The organism is Bremerella volcania (genome assembly GCF_007748115.1).
GTDB lineage: Bacteria > Planctomycetota > Planctomycetia > Pirellulales > Pirellulaceae > Bremerella > Bremerella volcania.
This window is the reverse complement of sequence record NZ_CP036289.1, coordinates 4762556-4780272: the sequence shown is the minus strand read 5'-3', so window position 1 is coordinate 4780272 and position 17717 is coordinate 4762556. Positions and strand designations below refer to the sequence as shown.

The 17717-nt window shown below is 53.6% G+C and carries 14 protein-coding genes; 8 read left to right on the top strand and 6 right to left on the bottom strand.

Going from position 1 to position 17717, the window contains the following annotated elements; translation table 11 throughout:
* Positions 1-125: 125 nt before the first annotated feature.
* The 5 genes from Pan97_RS18850 to Pan97_RS18830 all read left to right on the top strand — a co-directional run bounded on the left by Pan97_RS18850 (position 126) and on the right by Pan97_RS18830 (position 6795).
* Positions 126-797, top strand: a complete 672-nt coding sequence (locus Pan97_RS18850) for a GIY-YIG nuclease family protein (protein WP_196782152.1) — start codon at positions 126-128, stop codon at positions 795-797.
* Positions 794-1603 (top strand): DUF6946 family protein, encoded by an 810-nt coding sequence (locus tag Pan97_RS18845; RefSeq protein WP_144975267.1) that lies wholly within the window; start codon positions 794-796, stop codon positions 1601-1603. The genes Pan97_RS18850 and Pan97_RS18845 overlap by 4 nt, the downstream gene beginning before the upstream one ends.
* Before the next feature lie 382 nt (positions 1604-1985).
* Positions 1986-2630: a hypothetical protein gene (locus Pan97_RS18840; protein ID WP_144975265.1), complete on the top strand. Its 645-nt coding sequence runs from the start codon at positions 1986-1988 to the stop codon at positions 2628-2630.
* Between the two features lie 243 nt (positions 2631-2873).
* A complete protein-coding gene (locus Pan97_RS18835; protein ID WP_165698852.1) occupies positions 2874-5579 on the top strand; it encodes a heparinase II/III family protein in 2706 nt (901 codons plus the stop codon).
* Between the two features lie 19 nt (positions 5580-5598).
* Positions 5599-6795 carry a class I SAM-dependent methyltransferase gene (locus Pan97_RS18830; protein WP_144975262.1) on the top strand — a complete coding sequence of 399 codons (1197 nt, stop codon included), beginning with the start codon at positions 5599-5601 and terminating at the stop codon, positions 6793-6795.
* Positions 6796-7974: 1179 nt separating this feature from the next.
* Here the strand turns inward: Pan97_RS18830 and Pan97_RS18825 are convergent.
* From Pan97_RS18825 to Pan97_RS18800, 6 genes are all read right to left on the bottom strand, one after another.
* A complete protein-coding gene (locus Pan97_RS18825; RefSeq protein WP_144975260.1) occupies positions 7975-9048 on the bottom strand; it encodes an integrase core domain-containing protein in 1074 nt (357 codons plus the stop codon).
* Positions 9049-9176: 128 nt separating this feature from the next.
* Positions 9177-10049, bottom strand: a complete 873-nt coding sequence (locus Pan97_RS18820; RefSeq protein ID WP_144975258.1) for a WD40 repeat domain-containing protein — start codon at positions 10047-10049, stop codon at positions 9177-9179.
* 56 nt (positions 10050-10105) lie between these two features.
* Positions 10106-11404 carry a DUF1501 domain-containing protein gene (locus Pan97_RS18815; protein WP_144975256.1) on the bottom strand — a complete coding sequence of 433 codons (1299 nt, stop codon included), beginning with the start codon at positions 11402-11404 and terminating at the stop codon, positions 10106-10108.
* 57 nt (positions 11405-11461) lie between these two features.
* A complete protein-coding gene (locus tag Pan97_RS18810) occupies positions 11462-13114 on the bottom strand; it encodes a DUF1549 domain-containing protein (protein WP_165698851.1) in 1653 nt (550 codons plus the stop codon).
* A gap of 923 nt (positions 13115-14037) precedes the next feature.
* Positions 14038-14253 (bottom strand): hypothetical protein, encoded by a 216-nt coding sequence (locus Pan97_RS18805; protein ID WP_144975254.1) that lies wholly within the window; start codon positions 14251-14253, stop codon positions 14038-14040.
* Between the two features lie 317 nt (positions 14254-14570).
* Entirely contained in the window at positions 14571-14891 is a 321-nt protein-coding gene (locus tag Pan97_RS18800; protein WP_144975252.1) for an RNA recognition motif domain-containing protein, read from the bottom strand.
* 520 nt (positions 14892-15411) lie between these two features.
* Between Pan97_RS18800 and Pan97_RS18795 the strand changes: the two genes are divergently transcribed.
* From Pan97_RS18795 to Pan97_RS18785, 3 genes are all read left to right on the top strand, one after another.
* Positions 15412-15954 (top strand): hypothetical protein, encoded by a 543-nt coding sequence (locus Pan97_RS18795; RefSeq protein WP_144975250.1) that lies wholly within the window; start codon positions 15412-15414, stop codon positions 15952-15954.
* 71 nt (positions 15955-16025) lie between these two features.
* Positions 16026-16289: a hypothetical protein gene (locus Pan97_RS18790; protein WP_144975248.1), complete on the top strand. Its 264-nt coding sequence runs from the start codon at positions 16026-16028 to the stop codon at positions 16287-16289.
* 372 nt (positions 16290-16661) lie between these two features.
* Positions 16662-17666, top strand: a complete 1005-nt coding sequence (locus Pan97_RS18785) for a flotillin-like FloA family protein (RefSeq protein ID WP_144975246.1) — start codon at positions 16662-16664, stop codon at positions 17664-17666.
* Positions 17667-17717 lie beyond the last annotated feature (51 nt).

The window sequence follows — 17717 nt, the reverse complement described above, 5'->3', positions numbered from 1 at the left end:
GAGCACAATGGGCGTGTCTTCTTGCTAAGCGGACTGGTGTGTATCGCCTGGTCGGCCCCGATCCTGATGCTCCCAACAGGGAATGTGTCTACATTGGTGAAGGCGACAGTGTTTGGACTCGACTGTTGAACCACGATAAGGATGAAACCAAGGATTTCTGGAATCGAGTCGTTCTGGTTATCAGCAAGGATCAAAACCTTAGCAAGTCGCACGGGCGATACCTTGAAAGCCGCGTCATTCAAATGGCTCATCAGGCTGGTCGGGCAAATGTGATGAACGGCACCGCACCGCCGTTGCCGCCTCTACCCGAGCCCGATTTTGCGGACATGGAATACTCTCTGGAACAGGTTCAGATGGTGTTTCCAGTCCTAAGCTTCGGTTTTCTACAACGGAAGCCATCAGCGGCTGATACGACCGATCTGATTGAAGTCGAATCGCCGACATTCTCACTGACCGTGATGGGAGCGACCGCGAAGGCTTGTGAGATTGGTGGTGAGTTCGTTGTGTTGAAGGGATCGAAAGCTCGGAAAGAGGGACCAAAATCTTGGACTTCCTACAAGGCGTTGCGGGAGCAACTACTGAATGACGGCAAGCTCGCTGATAGCCATGAATCGGAGTATTTCATTTTTACCGAGGATGTCGGATTCAGCAGTCCAAGTGCCGGTGGCGCGATCGTCAATGCCGGAAACATCAACGGCCGCATCTCATGGAAACTTGAGGCAACCGGCCAAACATATCAGGAATGGCACGAGCAAAAGCTCGGAGAACTCAGCAACGGGGACGGTGATCTCGAATGATTCACGTGACAGGAAAAACAGAGCAAGGGGCGTCGATTGTCGACTTGCAGTCCTGGTTTGAGAATGCACCACCAGCCGGGGGAGCTGCTCAATGGAAGGATTACCGGAGTGCTAAAGAACTTGCCAGAGCATGGTGCGACTCTGGCAGTATGGAGTGTCCCCATGAACTCAAAGAAGCATTGAACAGAGATCCGGCAACTCGTGGCCTGACAATCGAACAGGCGGTTGCTGAGATGGAGATTGGATTCGATGAGTTCCGGGGCGGCAAGCGAAATGCTGATCTCGCACTATGGGGAACCGCTTCAGCCGGACACCGAGTGGCTGTCACCGTCGAAGCCAAGGCAGATGAGTCTTTGGGACCGACCGTGCAGAAACAACTGGACGATGCGCCGATTGACCGTGGTAGCAATATCCCAACGCGAGTCGAGAGACTCTCTTGCGGAATCGTCGGGCACTCCGTGGATGATGAGATCAAACCTCTACGGTACCAACTGTTTCATGCGTTGGCAGCAACTGCCAAGCTGGCAAAAACGAAAGACGCCACCCACGGCATATTGATGATTCACGAGTTCGTTTCACTCACACTCGACTTTGACAAGTTCACCGAGAACGGGAACGATCTAAAAAAGTTCATTCAGGCGATCCCCGGCTGGGAGACGGCAACATTGAAGTGCGGCGACCTGCTACCGCCGATTCAGTTGCCGGGGAGCGAAAGTGTCCCCAACGACGTTCTCGTTTCTATTGGCAAGATCAGAACCTTGATTCCACTCGGATTAGGTGGACGAGGCAATACCAAGAGTACATAGCCAGCGTGTTGAAGTTGGCATTCTTCCGGTTGAATTGAGATGACAAAGCGCTGCTTGGCATGACCTCAAAGAAGACATTTCCGCCTCAAACGGGTAGAATAATTTTCATCGACAGAAACGAGCCAATGCAGTGCGGCGTCAGTGCTCACCCAATCACTCAAAGGCCGTGATGTACGCCCGTGTCTCGTCTGATGAGCAGGAGAAAGAAGGCTTTTCGATCCCAGCCCAGCAGAAGTTGCTACACCGAATCCGGTGCTACCACTTCAATACCTGACCAAGAGGGGCTCATGACCGGGTCCTCGCCTGAGACGCGAGTAGGGCGCGCCCACCGTTTCACGACCGGCCGATTCAAGACGAGTCGGTCTGTCGATATTGCTAGATTATGGCCACGACAACCGCCTCGAAAGAGATCACCGAAGATCGGATCTATCACACCAGTGGCCACGCTCTGCTTGCGATGAACGCTGGGTTCCCCATTGAACTGATGTCGGTCAATGGCTTCTCTGCTGCCGATCTGGCCCGCATCGGTCCGCGAGTACAACGGCTCGATGAGTGGACCATGATCCGTATGCCTGAATTGCAGTATCCGCCTGGCACGTTCCCACGCACTCGATTGATGGAAAACCTGTGCCACTTAGCCTTGGCTGGACCGATCCTGGAACTTCTTCACCGAGGTCGGCCCTGCACAGTATCGGCGATCAAGGAACACGAGCACGACTGGCGTCAGGCATGGACAGCGGCCGGATTTCTTCATCACGATGAGACTGAGCGAGTCGCCTATTTGGACCGACAGATTGCTCTTGGAGAGCGATACATCAGCTTGCCAAGCTGGCAGGAATACATCGGTCCGATCACACGACATTTGTCGACAAACGAGACGATGGAAGGTTCAGACGTACAAGCGATTTGGGATCGAATCAAAGATGAGCACGAAGCTCGCTCGCGACGTCCCGTCAATCGTCGAATGCTTGATCTGTACGCTGATGAAGCAGATGAGGAATGGGATGCGGAGCTCTACTCCGAATGAATTGGAGTTGCTTCTCCTTTCGTGTTTTACCAAGGGATGTCAATGGGCGAACATGCTCTAGAAATGGAGCCTGAAAGCCCGCTGCGGTAGAATGTCCGTGTCTGGTTCTTCGTGGAAAAATGATGGGATAGGAAGTTGTTTGCCGTGAATGTTCGTTGTGGGATGGTTGTCGTTGGTGTTCTGACAAATGTTCTGTGGCTTGCGCCGGAATCACGTGCGGATGACCCAGACGGAAAAGCCGGGGTGAGGTTGACTACTGTTGCGGCCTCGGCCACGCGGCAAACGAGCCACATCCTCCCCGAGAGGTTTGCTGAACTTGACACATTCGTAGTGGGCATTCGTATTGATCCAACGGAGCGGACGGACGGCGATCTTCAGTGCATTGCGGGATTTGCAATCGGGCTGGATTCACCAGAGGCTGATCCGTTCACAGCACCCAAGTCTGTCAAGTTTGAGCTTCGCGAGGGTGAGCATCGCGGGACCTGGGACATCTGGATTGACGGTGTCAATCAGCCGCGTCGCGAGCCGTCTCCGAAACCGCCCGGTTGGGTCGATAATCACCAGTATCAGAAACCCTGGGAGTTCACTTCGCACGAGGGTGACTACAAGCTCCGCATTCTCTGTTCTCCCGAAGATGGTGGCAGTCGATTACGGTTCTATTTTGAACACTTTGATCGGCCCATTTACGAGTTCAGCCTCAATCGGAAGCTGACGCCCGGACAGATCGGGTTCTACGCTGTCACTGGTGGGAATGAAGCCCGCCAGAACACCGCGACATTCCGCGACTTGTCGGTCACAAACGTGACCGACCTTGAATCGCACACGCAGCCATCCGCACGTGACATCGTGCTGGATGCTCTCGATCTAACAGATCCTGCGTTGAAGCATGTCACAGATGCCATCGAGCGTGGCGATCGACAACAGGCGGGGCAGTTGTTGCTGGAACATCTGCGCTCCCGCAAAACTCCAATCGGACCGGGCTTCAAGCCTGAGTATTGCGGCACCAACTATCTTGAAGTCGCTGATGCGGTTCTCGAAGATCGTTACGGCACGCTGGGACCGTTTCACACCTTCTCAAAAACCTACGTCGATGGTGCGGGCAACACGCAGCAGTTTGTGGACGATGATAGCACCATCCGCTGGGATCTGTGCAGCGGGCATTTGACGCGGCATTTTCATTGGGTCTCACTGGCGAAGGCGTACTCAGAAACCGAGGACAAACGCTACGTCGATCGCTTCTCGCGCGAAGTGCAGGACTGGGTGGCTCGCGAGCCGTTCCTGCATCCTCGCAATCCCGACATCGGCAGGTTGAACTGGATGGACGGGACGACGTTCGAGTTGGGTTACCTGAACACCAGCAACATTGGTCGTCGTTGCGAGATGACTTGGTGGCCCGCCTACGACGAGTTCCGCAAGTCACCCGACTTCACGGACGATGCTCACTTCCACATGTTGCTCGGCTTCATCCGACAATGTCGGCTGATTATGAACCCCAGCAGTTTCGCCGCCCACGATGACGGCGGTGCCCACATCTGCGTGGCGTTGTTGCAGACAGCGTTGATGCTGCCTGAACTGAAGGAATCGAAACGCTGGGAACAGGAAGCGGTGCGGCGCTGGCAGGAAGTGCTGAAGGTTCAGTTTCACGACGATGGCAGTCATGTCAGCCTGAGCACAGGCTACAACTGGGCGTCGCTAATGGCGATGGAAAACATGATTGCCCTGTACCGTCGCGTGGGTCGGGAGGTCCCTCAGCAGTTTCTCGACGTGCTCGAACTCGCGTATCGACATCCGATCGCACTCTCTCGCCCTGACCAGGGTCAAATCGACCTGAATGACAGTACCTGGGGCATGATTGACGACCACATGAGTCGCGCTCACAAACTGTATCCGCACCGAGACGATTTCCTCTGGATGGCGACCAAAGGCGAACAAGGCAGTCCACCCGATTATCGTTCGATCTACTTTCCAAATGCGGGGCATATCGTGATGCGAACCGGCTGGGGGCCGCAGCACAGGTATTTGTTCATGGACGCCGGTCCGGTCGGTGCGAGTCACGGCAAGGAGGACAAACTCAACATCTATGTTGATTACGGTGGTCATCAGCTACTGGCCAGCGGCGGACGTGGTTCATACTCGGGCGGTCCGTTCGCGGCCTACACCGGATCAACTCGCGGTTACAACACGATCCTCGTGGATGGCGGCGTGCAGGCCCGGACCTATCCACGATATGAAATCGACGGCCACATTCCTGAGCAACGCCGCTGGGTGACGACGGACGGTTTCGACTACGCCGAAGGCTTCCATACACACGGCTGGTTTCCGCCCGGGAAACATGTCGAGGGCAAGCAGACGCGGCAGATCCTTTTCATCAAAGGAACCAATCCCCCCGAAACGTCTTACTGGGTTGTGTTCGATACCGTCGAACCGGCCGACGATCAGGAGCATCAATACGAGGCCCTGTTCCACAGTCGTCGCAATCATGCGGGCGTTGTCGATGACAAATCGAAAACCGTCCATTGCTGGGACGGGGGTGCGGCCCTCCGCATCATGCCTGCTGTCACGGATGGACTCGCAGTCGAGCTGATTCATGGACAGACCGAGCCACACATTCAGGGCTGGCATGTCGTCGGTGAGAACCGTGCCCCAATGTGGACGCCGACATTCCAATGGAAGGCAACCGGAACCACGACACGAGCCTGGGTCCTCGTCCCAGCCGGGCCTGATCAAAGGTGGTGCGTCGATCGCGTCGAACTCCAGCAGGCGGACGTCAACGCATTGATCTTTCGCTGTATTCGCTCCGATGGCAGCAGTGACCTGGTCTATCGCCGCCCAGAAAGTCAACGCGAGACGATCACCATCGAGGGAATCGAACTCCAGGGAGATACCGGTGTCGTCTCCTTTGATGCGGATGGCACTGCAACCTCGCGATTTGTTGCCCCCGAGAAATAATCAGGCGAATGAACCAACAATGAAAATCCTGTTCCTGCATGGATGGCAATCCATCCCCGGCGGCGTCAAGCCGACGTTTCTCAAAGATCATGGACACACCGTGATCAACCCGGCCCTCGACGATGATGATTTCGACGCAGCAGTCACGACGGCACAAGCTGAGTACGATCAGCATCAGCCGGATGTCGTGATTGGCAGCTCCCGTGGCGGCGCGGTGGCGATGAACATCGACTCGCACGACACGCCACTGGTTCTGTTGTGTCCAGCTTGGAAGAAGTGGGGAACGGTCACGAAGCTCAAACCCAACTCCACCATCCTGCATTCCCGCAAAGATGACATTGTGCCGTTCGAGCACAGCGAAGAACTCATGGCCAACAGCGGAATGCCAGCACCGACGCTGATGGAAGTGGGCAACGATCATCGCCTGGCAGATCCCGAGCCGTTAGCCCAGATGCTCGAAGCGTGCGAGACTCACTACCAGATGGCTTTGATGTTCTCATTCTACGAAGGCTTGGCACTCAAAGGTCCTGGCAGCAAAGCCAGCACGCTGAAAGCTCTGTCCATGCTGGGGGAGTTACCAGCGTCACCACGGGTCGTTGATTTCGGTTGCGGGGCTGGCGCTGCGTCAATCGCGATTGCCAAAGCGATCGACTGCCAGATCACCGCGAGCGACATTCATAAGCCGTTTCTGGTTGAAGTCAATGAGCATGCTCAGCGGGCCGGATTGTCGGAACGCATCGAAACCCTGCTGGCGGATATGGCTGATCCGCCGATCCCGAACGCTTCTGTCGATCTGATCTGGTCCGAGGGGGCGATCTACAACATCGGCTTTGAGTCAGGGCTCAAACGCTGGCGACGGTTGCTGCGTCCTGGAGGATTGATCGCGGTGACCGAGCTCACCTGGCTGACCGATCATCCTCCGCAACCGGCGGTCGAGTTCTGGGAGGCAGAGTATCCCGCGATTTCCAATGTCGATGCAAATCTCAAGAAGATGCAATCGGCTGGATTCGAGATCATTGATCACTTCACCCTACCGACCGAAGACTGGCACAACTTCTACGGCCCGGTCGAACAACGGATTGCCAGCTATCGGGAACAGCATGCTGAGAACGAAGTCGCCCGCGCGATACTGGACATGCAGCAAACGGAAGTCGATCTGTGGAAGAAACATGGTGACAGCTACGGCTACGTGTTCTATCTCGGCAGAGCGGTTTGAACTGGGCCGGTCGAAATCGCAAAAGAACTCGAATCAGCCTCCGAACAACTCCAAGACGATCTGGGGTTCTTGAGGACCTCAAAGAACCGGCGGAAGTAACATAGTTATGGTTTTATCTGAAAGGCTGCAATGAGTACCGGCACAGCATTTACCCCTTGGTACGAACCTACTCCGACCAGGGGGCATTTTACGAAACACACCAAGTATGACGAAGTCCTCCGAGATCGCGGCGACCTCGGTAAACTCGTTGATCACTTTGAGAGGAGACTTCGGGGCTGGTATATCGAACCGATCGAGGTGCTCTTGGAGACCAACGTTCGTGGCTGGCGAATGAAGCTCGCGCGGTTCCTTGCTCGTCGAGATGAGGGAGGCCATTACTCATTTTCCGTAGCAGCGATGACCTGTTTGCTCATTGACACGCTCAGTCAGTTCGAGAAGGGGAAACTGGAAAGCGACAACGTAGTCTTCAAAGACTTCGTAAGAAGAAACCTACCGTGCTACGCAGGCTCGCTCACACCAAACATTGATGGCTATCGACCTCCAAGGAACCCAACCGGTGCTCCACGACACCAAGCTTTATCTGATATAGCTGATGTTCTGTATTCTGGCTTCCGATGCGGGATTCTTCACGAGGCCCATGCTCCTCTCTATTGTTGGATCAGTCCGGGGAATGACCCTCCGACCGTTGAAGCGACTGGCTACGCAACTTATGGATTGGGAGCGACAAGTTCCACTGCTGGAAACGCTTGTCCGACAGTGAAACTCCAACCTGGTCATCTGTTCAACGAAGTGATGAGATACTTTCGCGATTATCTCTCAAAACTCAAGAACTCAAACCCCATACACGATCAACTGCGAGTGGATTTCAAGACAAAGTTTTCACACTCGTTCGGCGTCGACATCCTCAACGCCAGACTATGACCGTCAAGAGATCTTCCGCTACGCATGCAATGTATTTTCAAGAACCGAAGCAGCAGGCAACCACCCATCTCGCTTAGGCAGCAAATCGCCCTCGAAGAAGGAGCAACGATTGCCGTATGGATTTGCGACACACCTGGATGTCGGGCCGACTGGTGGCTTCCTACAAGATGAGGAGCAGATCGAAAGGGAGTTTTCAACCGCATTTCAAGAACCAGTCCACACCGATGCTAAAATCCGAAGCTGCGTGAATGTGCAACCTCACGCAGCTTTCAGGTAGTAATGCTTCAGCAGTCCACCGAGCCGCTCGTTGCAATGCAGCCGGTACTTCTGATCTCCTGAGTCGTCTTCAGTTTCTTCATCAGGCGGTTTGATCAACAGCTCGTTGTCTTTGGACTGATGGGGACGTTCCTCGTGATAGTGCTCAACCGCCTCGGCCACGATGTGATCCATGTGCTGTTCTCCGAAGACGATGAAGTGATCCAGCACTTCCTGTTGCAACGTCTGGATGTACCGCTCTACGAAAGCGTTGGTGTTCGGTGATCGGAACGCTGTCTGTTTCATCTTCGCTCCGGCCTGATCGAACAATGCATCGAATGAAGCTGTGAATTTCGTGTCCCGATCGTGCATCAACAGCTTGATGTCGAGATCGCTCTCCTTCACGAAGTCTAGGAAGGCGACCGCCTGTTGCTTTACCCACTCCTCGTTGGGGTGGAATGTCGATGGCGTGATGTAAACTCGTCGTGATTCGACATGCAGGAACACAAGGATGTAGAGATCACGAAAGCCTTTTAGCGTCAGAGCTTTCTTGGCGTAGAAGTCGCATTGCCAGAGCGTAGAGGCGTGTTGCTTCAGGAAGTCGTCCCAGGTTCCCTCACCTCGCTTCGGTCCTGGATCGAGACCGTTCTCTTTGAGAATGTTCTTGATCGTGTTGCGAGACGGCGGCGTGATTCCGAGTTTCTTGAGCTCACCCATAATCCGGGTGTAACCCCAGTCATTCCCACGAGCCATTTTCAGGACCAATTCCCGAATCTCCTCTTTGGTCTTCGGGCGACCGCGCTTCGCCACCGACTTCTTGACGCCACCAGCCGCCTCGCGAATCCAGCGTCGGATGGTGCTGGGATGTGCAATCGTCGCCAGCTCGTTCAGAGCCGACCCGAGCTTCGCTGCGAACTTCGCGAGACGGTTCTTTTCCTTCGGAGTCAGTGTCACCCGTTTAGGCAGCTTGCTCCGCAGGATTTCGTTCTCAACTTTTAGATAGCGGACCTGCCGAGCCAGTTCCTGCTGGGTGGCTCCGGCGATTAGAAGCAGCAGAGACTGGTAAACATTCCGCATCGTGGTAGACTCGCAAAAGACGCTAAAACACAGGGAAATCTATTTTTTGCACCCCGGTAGCGGCCTTTGAAAAGGCTGAGCGGCTTCTCGGGTGCGTGATTTGGCAAGCTGCCGCTCAGTCGTATCAATCAGTCGAGCTGGATCGACCGATGTTCACGCCCTTTCGGCGTTGATGGACCGGCGGCTGGCTGATCTGAGACAAGTACCGCCAGTATTTGGCGAGCGAGATTGAGCTGTTCGTTTTCTTCTTCGAGCTGGCGCTCACACGCGTCGATCAGCCCCAGCAGCCCCGCCACTTTCTCGTTGTCACCCTCAGTTCTGGTGACAGGTCTCAGGCGACGCTCGCTGAAGAAGGCGAGAACCAGCTGATCCTTACAACTCGCCAGCCACTCGATGAACGGTTCCGGCAATCGAGTGACGACGGCCATGTGCAGACTGACGATGGTCTTGCTGACGCCGAACTTCCTGGCCGCGTCTCGATAGCCGAGAACATCCGGCCGTTCGAGGAATCTCTGGTACTTGCGAGCCATTTTGACGGCGTTGACCACTTCTCCCTTGCGGACCCGAGTTCGCAGTCTCCGGGCCGATTTCGGCCGTTCTGGAGGTGCCGGGCCGACTTTGAGAGCTTGGCAACGATCGACGTAAACCGTGTGAAAATCCCAACCAACGGAGAGGGTCTTCCGCCCGCTTTTGGACCGGCTGGTGCCTCGCACGGGGAGGCTTCGGGTCTCGGTCTTGTTTTCCAGGTCCCACCATTTCAATTTGCCGTCGTAGGCCGCAGACACGAGTTGATCACCCACTCGTTCCAGCCCAGTGACATAACTGGTATGCCCTGACAGTTTGCTTGCCTCAGCTTTGTCATCTTGGGTGTTGATCCAATGGAGATTGCTATCCGAGCTTCCCACGAACACATTTGTCTCGTTCAGCGTGACAACGCAAAACAAAATATCGTGCCGTGAGATTTCCTTGATCAATTTCAGATTACTAGGATCGGCTGTCATGCGTCTTGCCTATAGGAGGTCTGTTTGAAAATCATCCTGTATCATTGTCACCTGGGTCATGCGATGACTTCTTTCACAGCTGAAGCATCCTCATGAACCAACGGAATCGGTCGTGAGCCGACGTAATATTCGGTGTGCGGATCGATGCCCAAAGCTTGATAGATCGTGGCAAACAGATCACCGGCATCGATCTCTCCATCTTTAACGGTCTGGCCATCCTCGTCGGTAGCTCCGTAAACCATGCCACCGTTGATACCGCAGCCCGAAAGTGAACAACTCCAAGCGCTAGCAAAGTGATCACGCCCCAGGCTGGCATTGATCTTGGGCGTTCGCTCGAATTCAGCCAACGTGATGACCATCGTATTCTCAAGGAGACCGCGTTGCTTAAGGTCGTCCAACAATGTGGACATGACGTGGTCAAGCTCGGAAACGAGTTCCAAATGGGTTTCAAAGTTCTGTCCATGGCTATCCCACCATGCGCGAGACACTTTAACGAACGGCGTCCCTGCTTCGACCAATCGTCGCGCGATCAAGCATTGCTCGGCAAACAGCGATGGACCGTAGCGATCGCGAATCGATTGTGGTTCTTCAGAGATATCAAAGAGCTTGTCGCTGGACATCAAGCCACGAACGCGGGAGTATGCCTCGTTGTGGCTTCGCAAGCTGCTGGAATGGCGATACTCGATGAACCTTTTGCTCAGTAGCTCTCGCAAATCGTGTCTTTGTCTATGATCCAGATCCGAGATCGATTCAAGGCGGGCCAGATCGTCAGGCTTCGAGTTCGTCGTCAGCGACATTGGTAGGTAACGCGCCCCCAGGAAGCCTGCTTGGCCAATGGCGTTTCCTCGGCCTTCAGTTGCGGTATAGAAGGAAACGTTATCGGGCACTCGACTATCAATGTTCCCCAATTCACGGGCCAAGACGGCGCCCATATCCGGAAATGTAACCGACGCTTCATCGCGTCTTCCCAGGTGCATCAGGCGGGCCCCGCCTCCATGGGATCCGTCTTTGGTGTTCAAAGAGCGAATAATTGCCGTGTCCTCCATGCGCCGAGCCATCTTGGGCATCAATTCCGAGATGTGAATCCCAGGCACGGAAGTGGGAATCGCGGCGAAAGGCCCACCGGTCAGACTTCCTGGTTTAGGATCCCAAGTCTCTAGTTGACTAGCACCGCCTGCCAGCCAAAGCAAGATGACGCGTTTGTCCTGTTTCTTTAGCTCCTCTGCTAAGGTCGGCTCGCGTAGCAGGTTCAACGCGGACATCGATCCAGCGGTGGCAGCTGCCGTGCTCAGAAAACTACGCCGGCTAATTCGATGTTCTTCAGAACCACAAAACCAATTTCGTCGTTTCGACATTGTCATACTCCTGACTCAAATGCCATGGCAACTTAGCCCGCTGCCTGTTTTGGACGGCTAGTAATTGAATCGACACTCGCTGGAGGTCAGCATAGCCCAGACCATCTGAACGATAGCCTCGTCGCGACGGTCCGACCGATTTTGAAGGTATGCGACCAGCGCTGCCTTCTCTTCAGGTTCGGGCAAGCGATTCCAAATCGATAAAGTGGCGACACTTATTAACTCGTTGACGTCATCAATCTTTTTCAGCTTTCCGATCAGCGTGTCATTAGATTCCCGCAGAAGCTCGTTGCGGACCCGCTCGTTGTTAGAAAACAACAGGGCTTCAGCAACGCCGACCTGAAACTCCGCCCCGGGATGTTCGATTTCACGGGCGAACCCGCGTGCAGCGTTCTCTAGACTGGCCAATCGTGATTGAACATCTTCTGTCTTCTGATCGTCGCCAAATGAATCGGGATTCGCCGTCGCTACACGCAAAAGTGTCGCGTATTGGAAAGGTGTCAAAGGACGCACACTGCCAACGGCGAACATGTCTGGGTCGGGGCGAGAATCCCCGGTCCAATTACTGGAACGGCAGTACGCCTCACTTGAAACAATGCCACGGACAAGCCGAGTCAAATCGTAATTGTGCTGAACAAGATCGCGGGATAGCCACTCTAGTAACTCGGGATGACTCGATTCATTCGCGGGATGCATCTGATCCAAAGGCATCACCAATCCATAACCAAAGAAACGATTCCACACTCTATTGACAATCGCCTTGGCAAAATAGTTGTTCTCGCTCGACTTCAAGGCGATCTCAACCAATTGTTCGCGACGACTAAAACTAGGAGTTGGGGGAGCCTGCTTTTTCTTTTTCAGCGCTTCGAGTGTCTTCTTTTCTTCTTTCTTGGCCTCGTCGTCTGGCTCGGCAACCTCCGGCTCTTTCAGTACTTTACCGGTCAAAAACATCAATTGAGCTTCTCGAGTTTCGCCATCGGTCGTCTGATACGAAACCAGCCCATAGTCACGCTCGCCGATAAAACCGCCGTTTTCAAAGGTGCGGTTGAAAAATGACTTCATGCCGTAGAAGCGATCCTGGCTCCACTCGAAGACATCCGGGTGATCGTGACACTGCGCACAGCTTACGTTGACGCCAAAGAAAGTGACGCTGACATCATTCGTCAAACGATCAATGTCCCCGACCCGAGATTTAACAAATTGTAGAGCCCCTTTTTGCTCTGGATCATCTTCTCGCCCAAGCATCATCTCTTGAAACATCTGGTCCCAAGGACGATTTTCAGTAAACGCTGGTAACAAGTACTCGCGCAAACTGTTTTTATCGTATGGCATCAGCAAGGCATCGAACTCGTTCACCTGATGGCGAACGAAAGCAGGCGACCCGATGAGCCGATCAATTAAATTCTGTCGTTTGAATTCATCTGTATCAGCGAGATAGCTGGCAGTCTCACTACTGGTCGGAATGCGGCCTACCAGATCAAGCGTTGTACGTCGGAGCACATTGGCGTCATTGGCAGGCGGAGACGCCTCGATCTCGTACTTTTTGAGTCGTGCTGAGATATAATGGTCGACCACTTCGGCAATCGACCGATCTTCCGGCAGCAACTCGGATCCGTGGGTTGCTGACGTTCCATTCGACACAAAAAAGGTGATCGTGAGAGTAGAAAATAGGAGGCGCATTAGCAACGCGCAGGGACGAGCCAGTGCCATGATTCTGAGCCCAGGAAATGAGGTAATCGGCTATGGGCCGACCGAGTTGTGGAAGGGATAGGAGGGGAGCAGTCGCGGGAAGGATGAACACTTGGAGGCAATGTAGCAAATTCCGCATAAAGTTGCCATAAAAATATTACGCAGTTGTGCGTCGCTTGAAGTTGGCCTTTTTGACCCGATTGTCCTGAAAGATAAAGAGATTAAATGAGATGTGCCGCCTCGTTATTCATCGTCGAACGCTACAGACCTACCCCTTTGACTGAAGGGAGGGTCCTTGCGCCTGGACATTCATTGCCCTGTTATTCGTCAGGGAGTCAGCGTGAACGCGTAGCCGTTCTATCGCAGGTGGAAGGATGACGATCACGTTCGTGCCGAAACGGGGTGATGTTCACCCCGTTTCCTGATCTGTGCAGAGTGTGGTCATCCGTCATCGCCTTGGACTTGGCAACCATCTCGGCCCTCTAGTTGAGGTAATGACTGAAGCCTGAGGGAATAGCGGAACCACTACTTGTTGAAAGACACTTCTCTCGCGAGCGTAAGGCAATAGAAGTTTGGACTGCGGAACGAGAAAACTAAGCAGAAGAACCCGGATGTTTCGTGAGTCATGGTTCTCCGTTTGAGACTTGAACGTCTATCTGGGTCGTTAGTGCGAAATGCATCTATATGTCCCAGGACGAATCGTCTTTTTTTCCTTCAAGACAAGTGACTAATGACGCCCCCCCTTTTTCACTTTGCCACCAGCGATGTCAGGTGCAAATGGACGCAGTCTTGAAGTCGTGCATGCGTTTGATAGCCATACGGACCTTCCGATTCAGAAACCTGGGACGCTGTCTTCAGGCGGTTCATGGTATTTACCGCTGGCACCAATAAGCGGACCTATGCCATTAGAACGACACACTTGAAGGACTTGAAGACGGCACGATTCAGGTAGAACTTCGCATTTCGGCATAGCCGCTACGAGTTAACGAGAATGCTCCGGCGAACTTTTCCCGAACTAGAAATTGCTTATGGACCAGGCTTTCCAAGGCGGGCGTCTTGGTAATCAAGTCCACGCCGTTGAAGCAGAGCATTTCGCCGGGTTCCATGTAAAACTTGCGAAAGGATTGCAGGACGGTTATCTCGGTAGAGGAGAGCATCATTCGTCGCTCGCGACAAAATTGGGAAGCGGCGCGCGGTCGAATCCATTCCCAAGTCAACGCGCGTTTGGGCATCATCGTTGATAACGAAGAATCGCTAGGTTGATTCCTTGCGGATGCGTTTCCGTTTGCGTTTTTCTTCCGCTTTGCGCTTCTTTTCTACTTCGCGGCGATGCTTTTCAATCGTGTTCGTATTCTTGGCCATGACTTCCCCGTGGCAGTAGAAGAAAAGATAGCGCATGCGCACGTGCTGACACATCCGCACACGCGCTACCTAATTGAATCCTTGGATCAAGATTTAGAAATCGCGTTTGTTGCGATTAATAGCGACGGCCACGATCGCCGCCGTGCCCACGTCCACCGCCATATCCGCCGCCAGTGCCACTACGACTTTCGCGCGGCTTGGCTTCATTGACCGTCAAGCTACGGCCACCTTGCATCGATTCGTTCAGACCATTGATGGCCGCTTGCGCTTCGGAATCGGAATTCATTTCCACGAAACCAAAGCCCTTGCTGCGCCCCGTGTCGCGATCGATCACGACTTGGGCGTTTTCGACCTGGCCGAAAGAACCGAACAATTGTTCCAGGTCCGATGTGGAAACTTCGTAACTAAGATTGCCGCAATACAGTTTTTTACCCAACACAGATCTCCAAATTGAGTACCAGGAAATGGCACATAGCCGCGTCCCGAAAGAAAAAAGAAGGTGATCGAAAGTACGACCTACCAGGTGGGACGGGCGAAAGAGCGTCGGGGACCAACCCTCAGAGAAGGGGTGAAAGCGTAGTCACGATCGACTGACCAACCGCAGGTAGTCTACGCCCTATTCATGGAATGGGATAGGTCAAATCCAAAAGTATTCGGCAAACAACGCAACGACATTGGGTATTTGTCGAAGTGCGGACGTTCGTCCCGCTTCTATTTTAGACACGCAATGTAGCCCTCGAAACTCTGCTCCAAATGATGTAACTACTGTGTTGACCATCACATCCGGCCACGCTAATCCTGATGTGCAAGATGTGATAGCAGAACCGACAGCGTGAATAGTTGACCTTGTTCCAAGTTTTTCCATGTCCGCAGCACGAAATAAGAGATACAATATTTGTACGTCAGAAAAAGGGATCTATTAAAAGATCTCGGAAGAAGAGGCACAGGAGAACCCAATGTCGCGGATACAAATCACTCGCAATTCATTCTTGGCCGACCGGCAAGGCAATAAGTTTGCCGATGTCGTGAACGATCGAGAACAACCCTTCGATGCGGTGCTCAAGTTCTTTAGCGATGTCGATCGGCAGCGACGAATGGAAGAGTCAGAAACTCATCACGATCGAGCACCACTTGCCGGTGTCGTGCGTGAACTTGAAGCGCAGCCAGAGATCAATCAGTTTCTGGCCGGGGTTCATGTGAAACGTACAACGCGTTTGCGACAAGCTATTGGGGTCATCGTTCGAATGATAATGGAGCGTCGAGGCTGGCAGAAAACGGGAAAGAAAGGCTCGTTAGGTGTTCGCGCAGCGACCTCTGAAGAAACTCCGAAACATAATAGCGGAGGTCTGGCATTTTGGTTCGTTCGAGCCGAGCGATACGAGCGTACCGATGGAAAACGATTTCTAACCGTGCAGGAACGCTGCCTGGAGTTTCCGGCGACAGTCGCCCGAAAACGCTCGTCAAAAGGACGCAAACGCGTCACAGAAAGGACTGCCTAGTGACACTATTGGAATGGATGATCAGTTACTTATCGGACCGTAATAAAGCAAATTCTTTGTACCGAAGAGGGATGAGCAAGGCTAAGAAGCACAATCATCACGGGGCAATTGAGGATTATACGATGGCCCTCGCTGTGCCTGATACGCCGTCCGAAATGAAGGCCATGATTCTTTACAATCGTGGACTTGTCCATGTCGCTGCAGGGATGGCTCCAGAAGGGGCCGATGACTTGAACGCGGTATTGGCGATGGAAGAAGCTGCGCCGAATGTCAAGTCAGCCGCCCATAAGAAGCTCAGTCGGATTAAAGCTCGAAAGAGTAAGCGGAGTGCTTAATTCCGCAGGTAGCGACGTCGGCTCGCAAGATCGGCATCATGTGCGTATTTGACTGGAATGCACGACATGCAAACCACGACGGTGATGACTTGGACATATCGACATCCTAGAGCTATTGCGTTTGCGTCCGAGTTAGCCTATTGGTCGTTAGGCAGATCTCTAGAAGAACCGATCCTGAGTCCTATGCTTGGCTAATAAATCGAGCTTGAAGTACGAGACCGGTCACTCATCACGTGGGCAATTTTTCCCGTGACGCTGGACACGCCTGCCCCAAGCTATTCGAGTTCTGTCTCCTTGCACGAATTTTCATCTCATCGAAGCGTGCACCATTGCAATTGAATGCACGTCATCGATGTGCGAAAGCGAATCCATATGATCGCATACTTGAGCTTAGTTCTCGCGGGGGTCATCTTGGCCGTCGTAGCTGCTCTCTTGACCTGGTACTTCCGGCTATGGCTGCAGGCCTATTCAACCGGGGCACGCATCAGTTTTCTCGATCTCATTTTCATGTCCTTGCGTCGAGTCAATCCCCACACCGTGGTTGAATGCAAAATCATGGCGGTTCAGTCAAGATTGGCTGTCGTGGAGACTCGAACCATCGAAGCCCTATACTTGGCCGGAGGTGATATCCGCCGCGTCACACTCGCTGTGATCGCGGCCGATAGGGCAGGCATACGCTTGGATTGGGATACGGCAGCTGCGATTGATCTTGCCGGACGCGATATTCTGGATGCGGTCAGGACAAGCATCCTTCCCAAGGTCATCCTGATCCCCGATCCCAACGATGCTCGAAGCGACGTGTTGTACGGTGTCGCGAAGGATGGTGTCCAACTTAAAGTAACGGTACGAGTAACCGTCCGGACCAATTTGTTGCAGCTAGTTGGAGGTGCAACGGAATCAACCGTCGTGGCACGTGTTGGCCAGGGGGTCATCTCGGCGATTGGTTCTTGCGATAGTTACCAGGAAGCACTTCGGGATCCGATGCTCATTACTCGCAAGGTTCTAGATAAGGGATTGGATTCGGATACGGCCTACGCAATTGTCTCTATCGACATTGCCGACATCGATGTCGGCCGAAACATTGGTGCCAAGTTGCGGATAGATCAGGCCAGCGCAGACTCCCGCATTGCCCTGGCATTGGCCGAAAAACGACGTGCAATGGCGATCGCGAAACATCAAGAGATGCGAGCGAAGCATGCCAAGAGTCGTGCGAACGTCGTACGCGCCGAAGCCGAGATTCCAGCCTCCTTAAGTCAGGCTTTTCGCGACGGAAGTATTCAGATGCCCGGCGTGCCGGTCTCACATCGAAAGACAAGTCGTCGCTTCCCCTTGATAGCGAATCTAGCCGCTTCGAACGCGGCAATGGTGCCCAATTGAGATTGGGTACGTGACATTCCAACCACGACTGTTGGAAACGTCGCTAACTTT

Bases quoted from the DNA above. Each gene is read 5' to 3' on its own strand.
- Pan97_RS18805 (WP_144975254.1), bottom strand. From the start codon at position 14,253: ATGATGCTCTCCTCTACCGAGATAACCGTCCTGCAATCCTTTCGCAAG.
- Pan97_RS18820 (WP_144975258.1), bottom strand. From the start codon at position 10,049: ATGACAGCCGATCCTAGTAATCTGAAATTGATCAAGGAAATCTCACGG.
- Pan97_RS18840 (WP_144975265.1), top strand. From the start codon at position 1,986: ATGGCCACGACAACCGCCTCGAAAGAGATCACCGAAGATCGGATCTAT.
- Pan97_RS18845 (WP_144975267.1), top strand. From the start codon at position 794: ATGATTCACGTGACAGGAAAAACAGAGCAAGGGGCGTCGATTGTCGAC.
- Pan97_RS18825 (WP_144975260.1), bottom strand. From the start codon at position 9,048: ATGCGGAATGTTTACCAGTCTCTGCTGCTTCTAATCGCCGGAGCCACC.
- Pan97_RS18830 (WP_144975262.1), top strand. From the start codon at position 5,599: ATGAAAATCCTGTTCCTGCATGGATGGCAATCCATCCCCGGCGGCGTC.
- Pan97_RS18785 (WP_144975246.1), top strand. From the start codon at position 16,662: ATGATCGCATACTTGAGCTTAGTTCTCGCGGGGGTCATCTTGGCCGTC.
- Pan97_RS18790 (WP_144975248.1), top strand. From the start codon at position 16,026: ATGAGCAAGGCTAAGAAGCACAATCATCACGGGGCAATTGAGGATTAT.
- Pan97_RS18815 (WP_144975256.1), bottom strand. From the start codon at position 11,404: ATGTCGAAACGACGAAATTGGTTTTGTGGTTCTGAAGAACATCGAATT.
- Pan97_RS18795 (WP_144975250.1), top strand. From the start codon at position 15,412: ATGTCGCGGATACAAATCACTCGCAATTCATTCTTGGCCGACCGGCAA.
- Pan97_RS18810 (WP_165698851.1), bottom strand. From the start codon at position 13,114: ATGGCACTGGCTCGTCCCTGCGCGTTGCTAATGCGCCTCCTATTTTCT.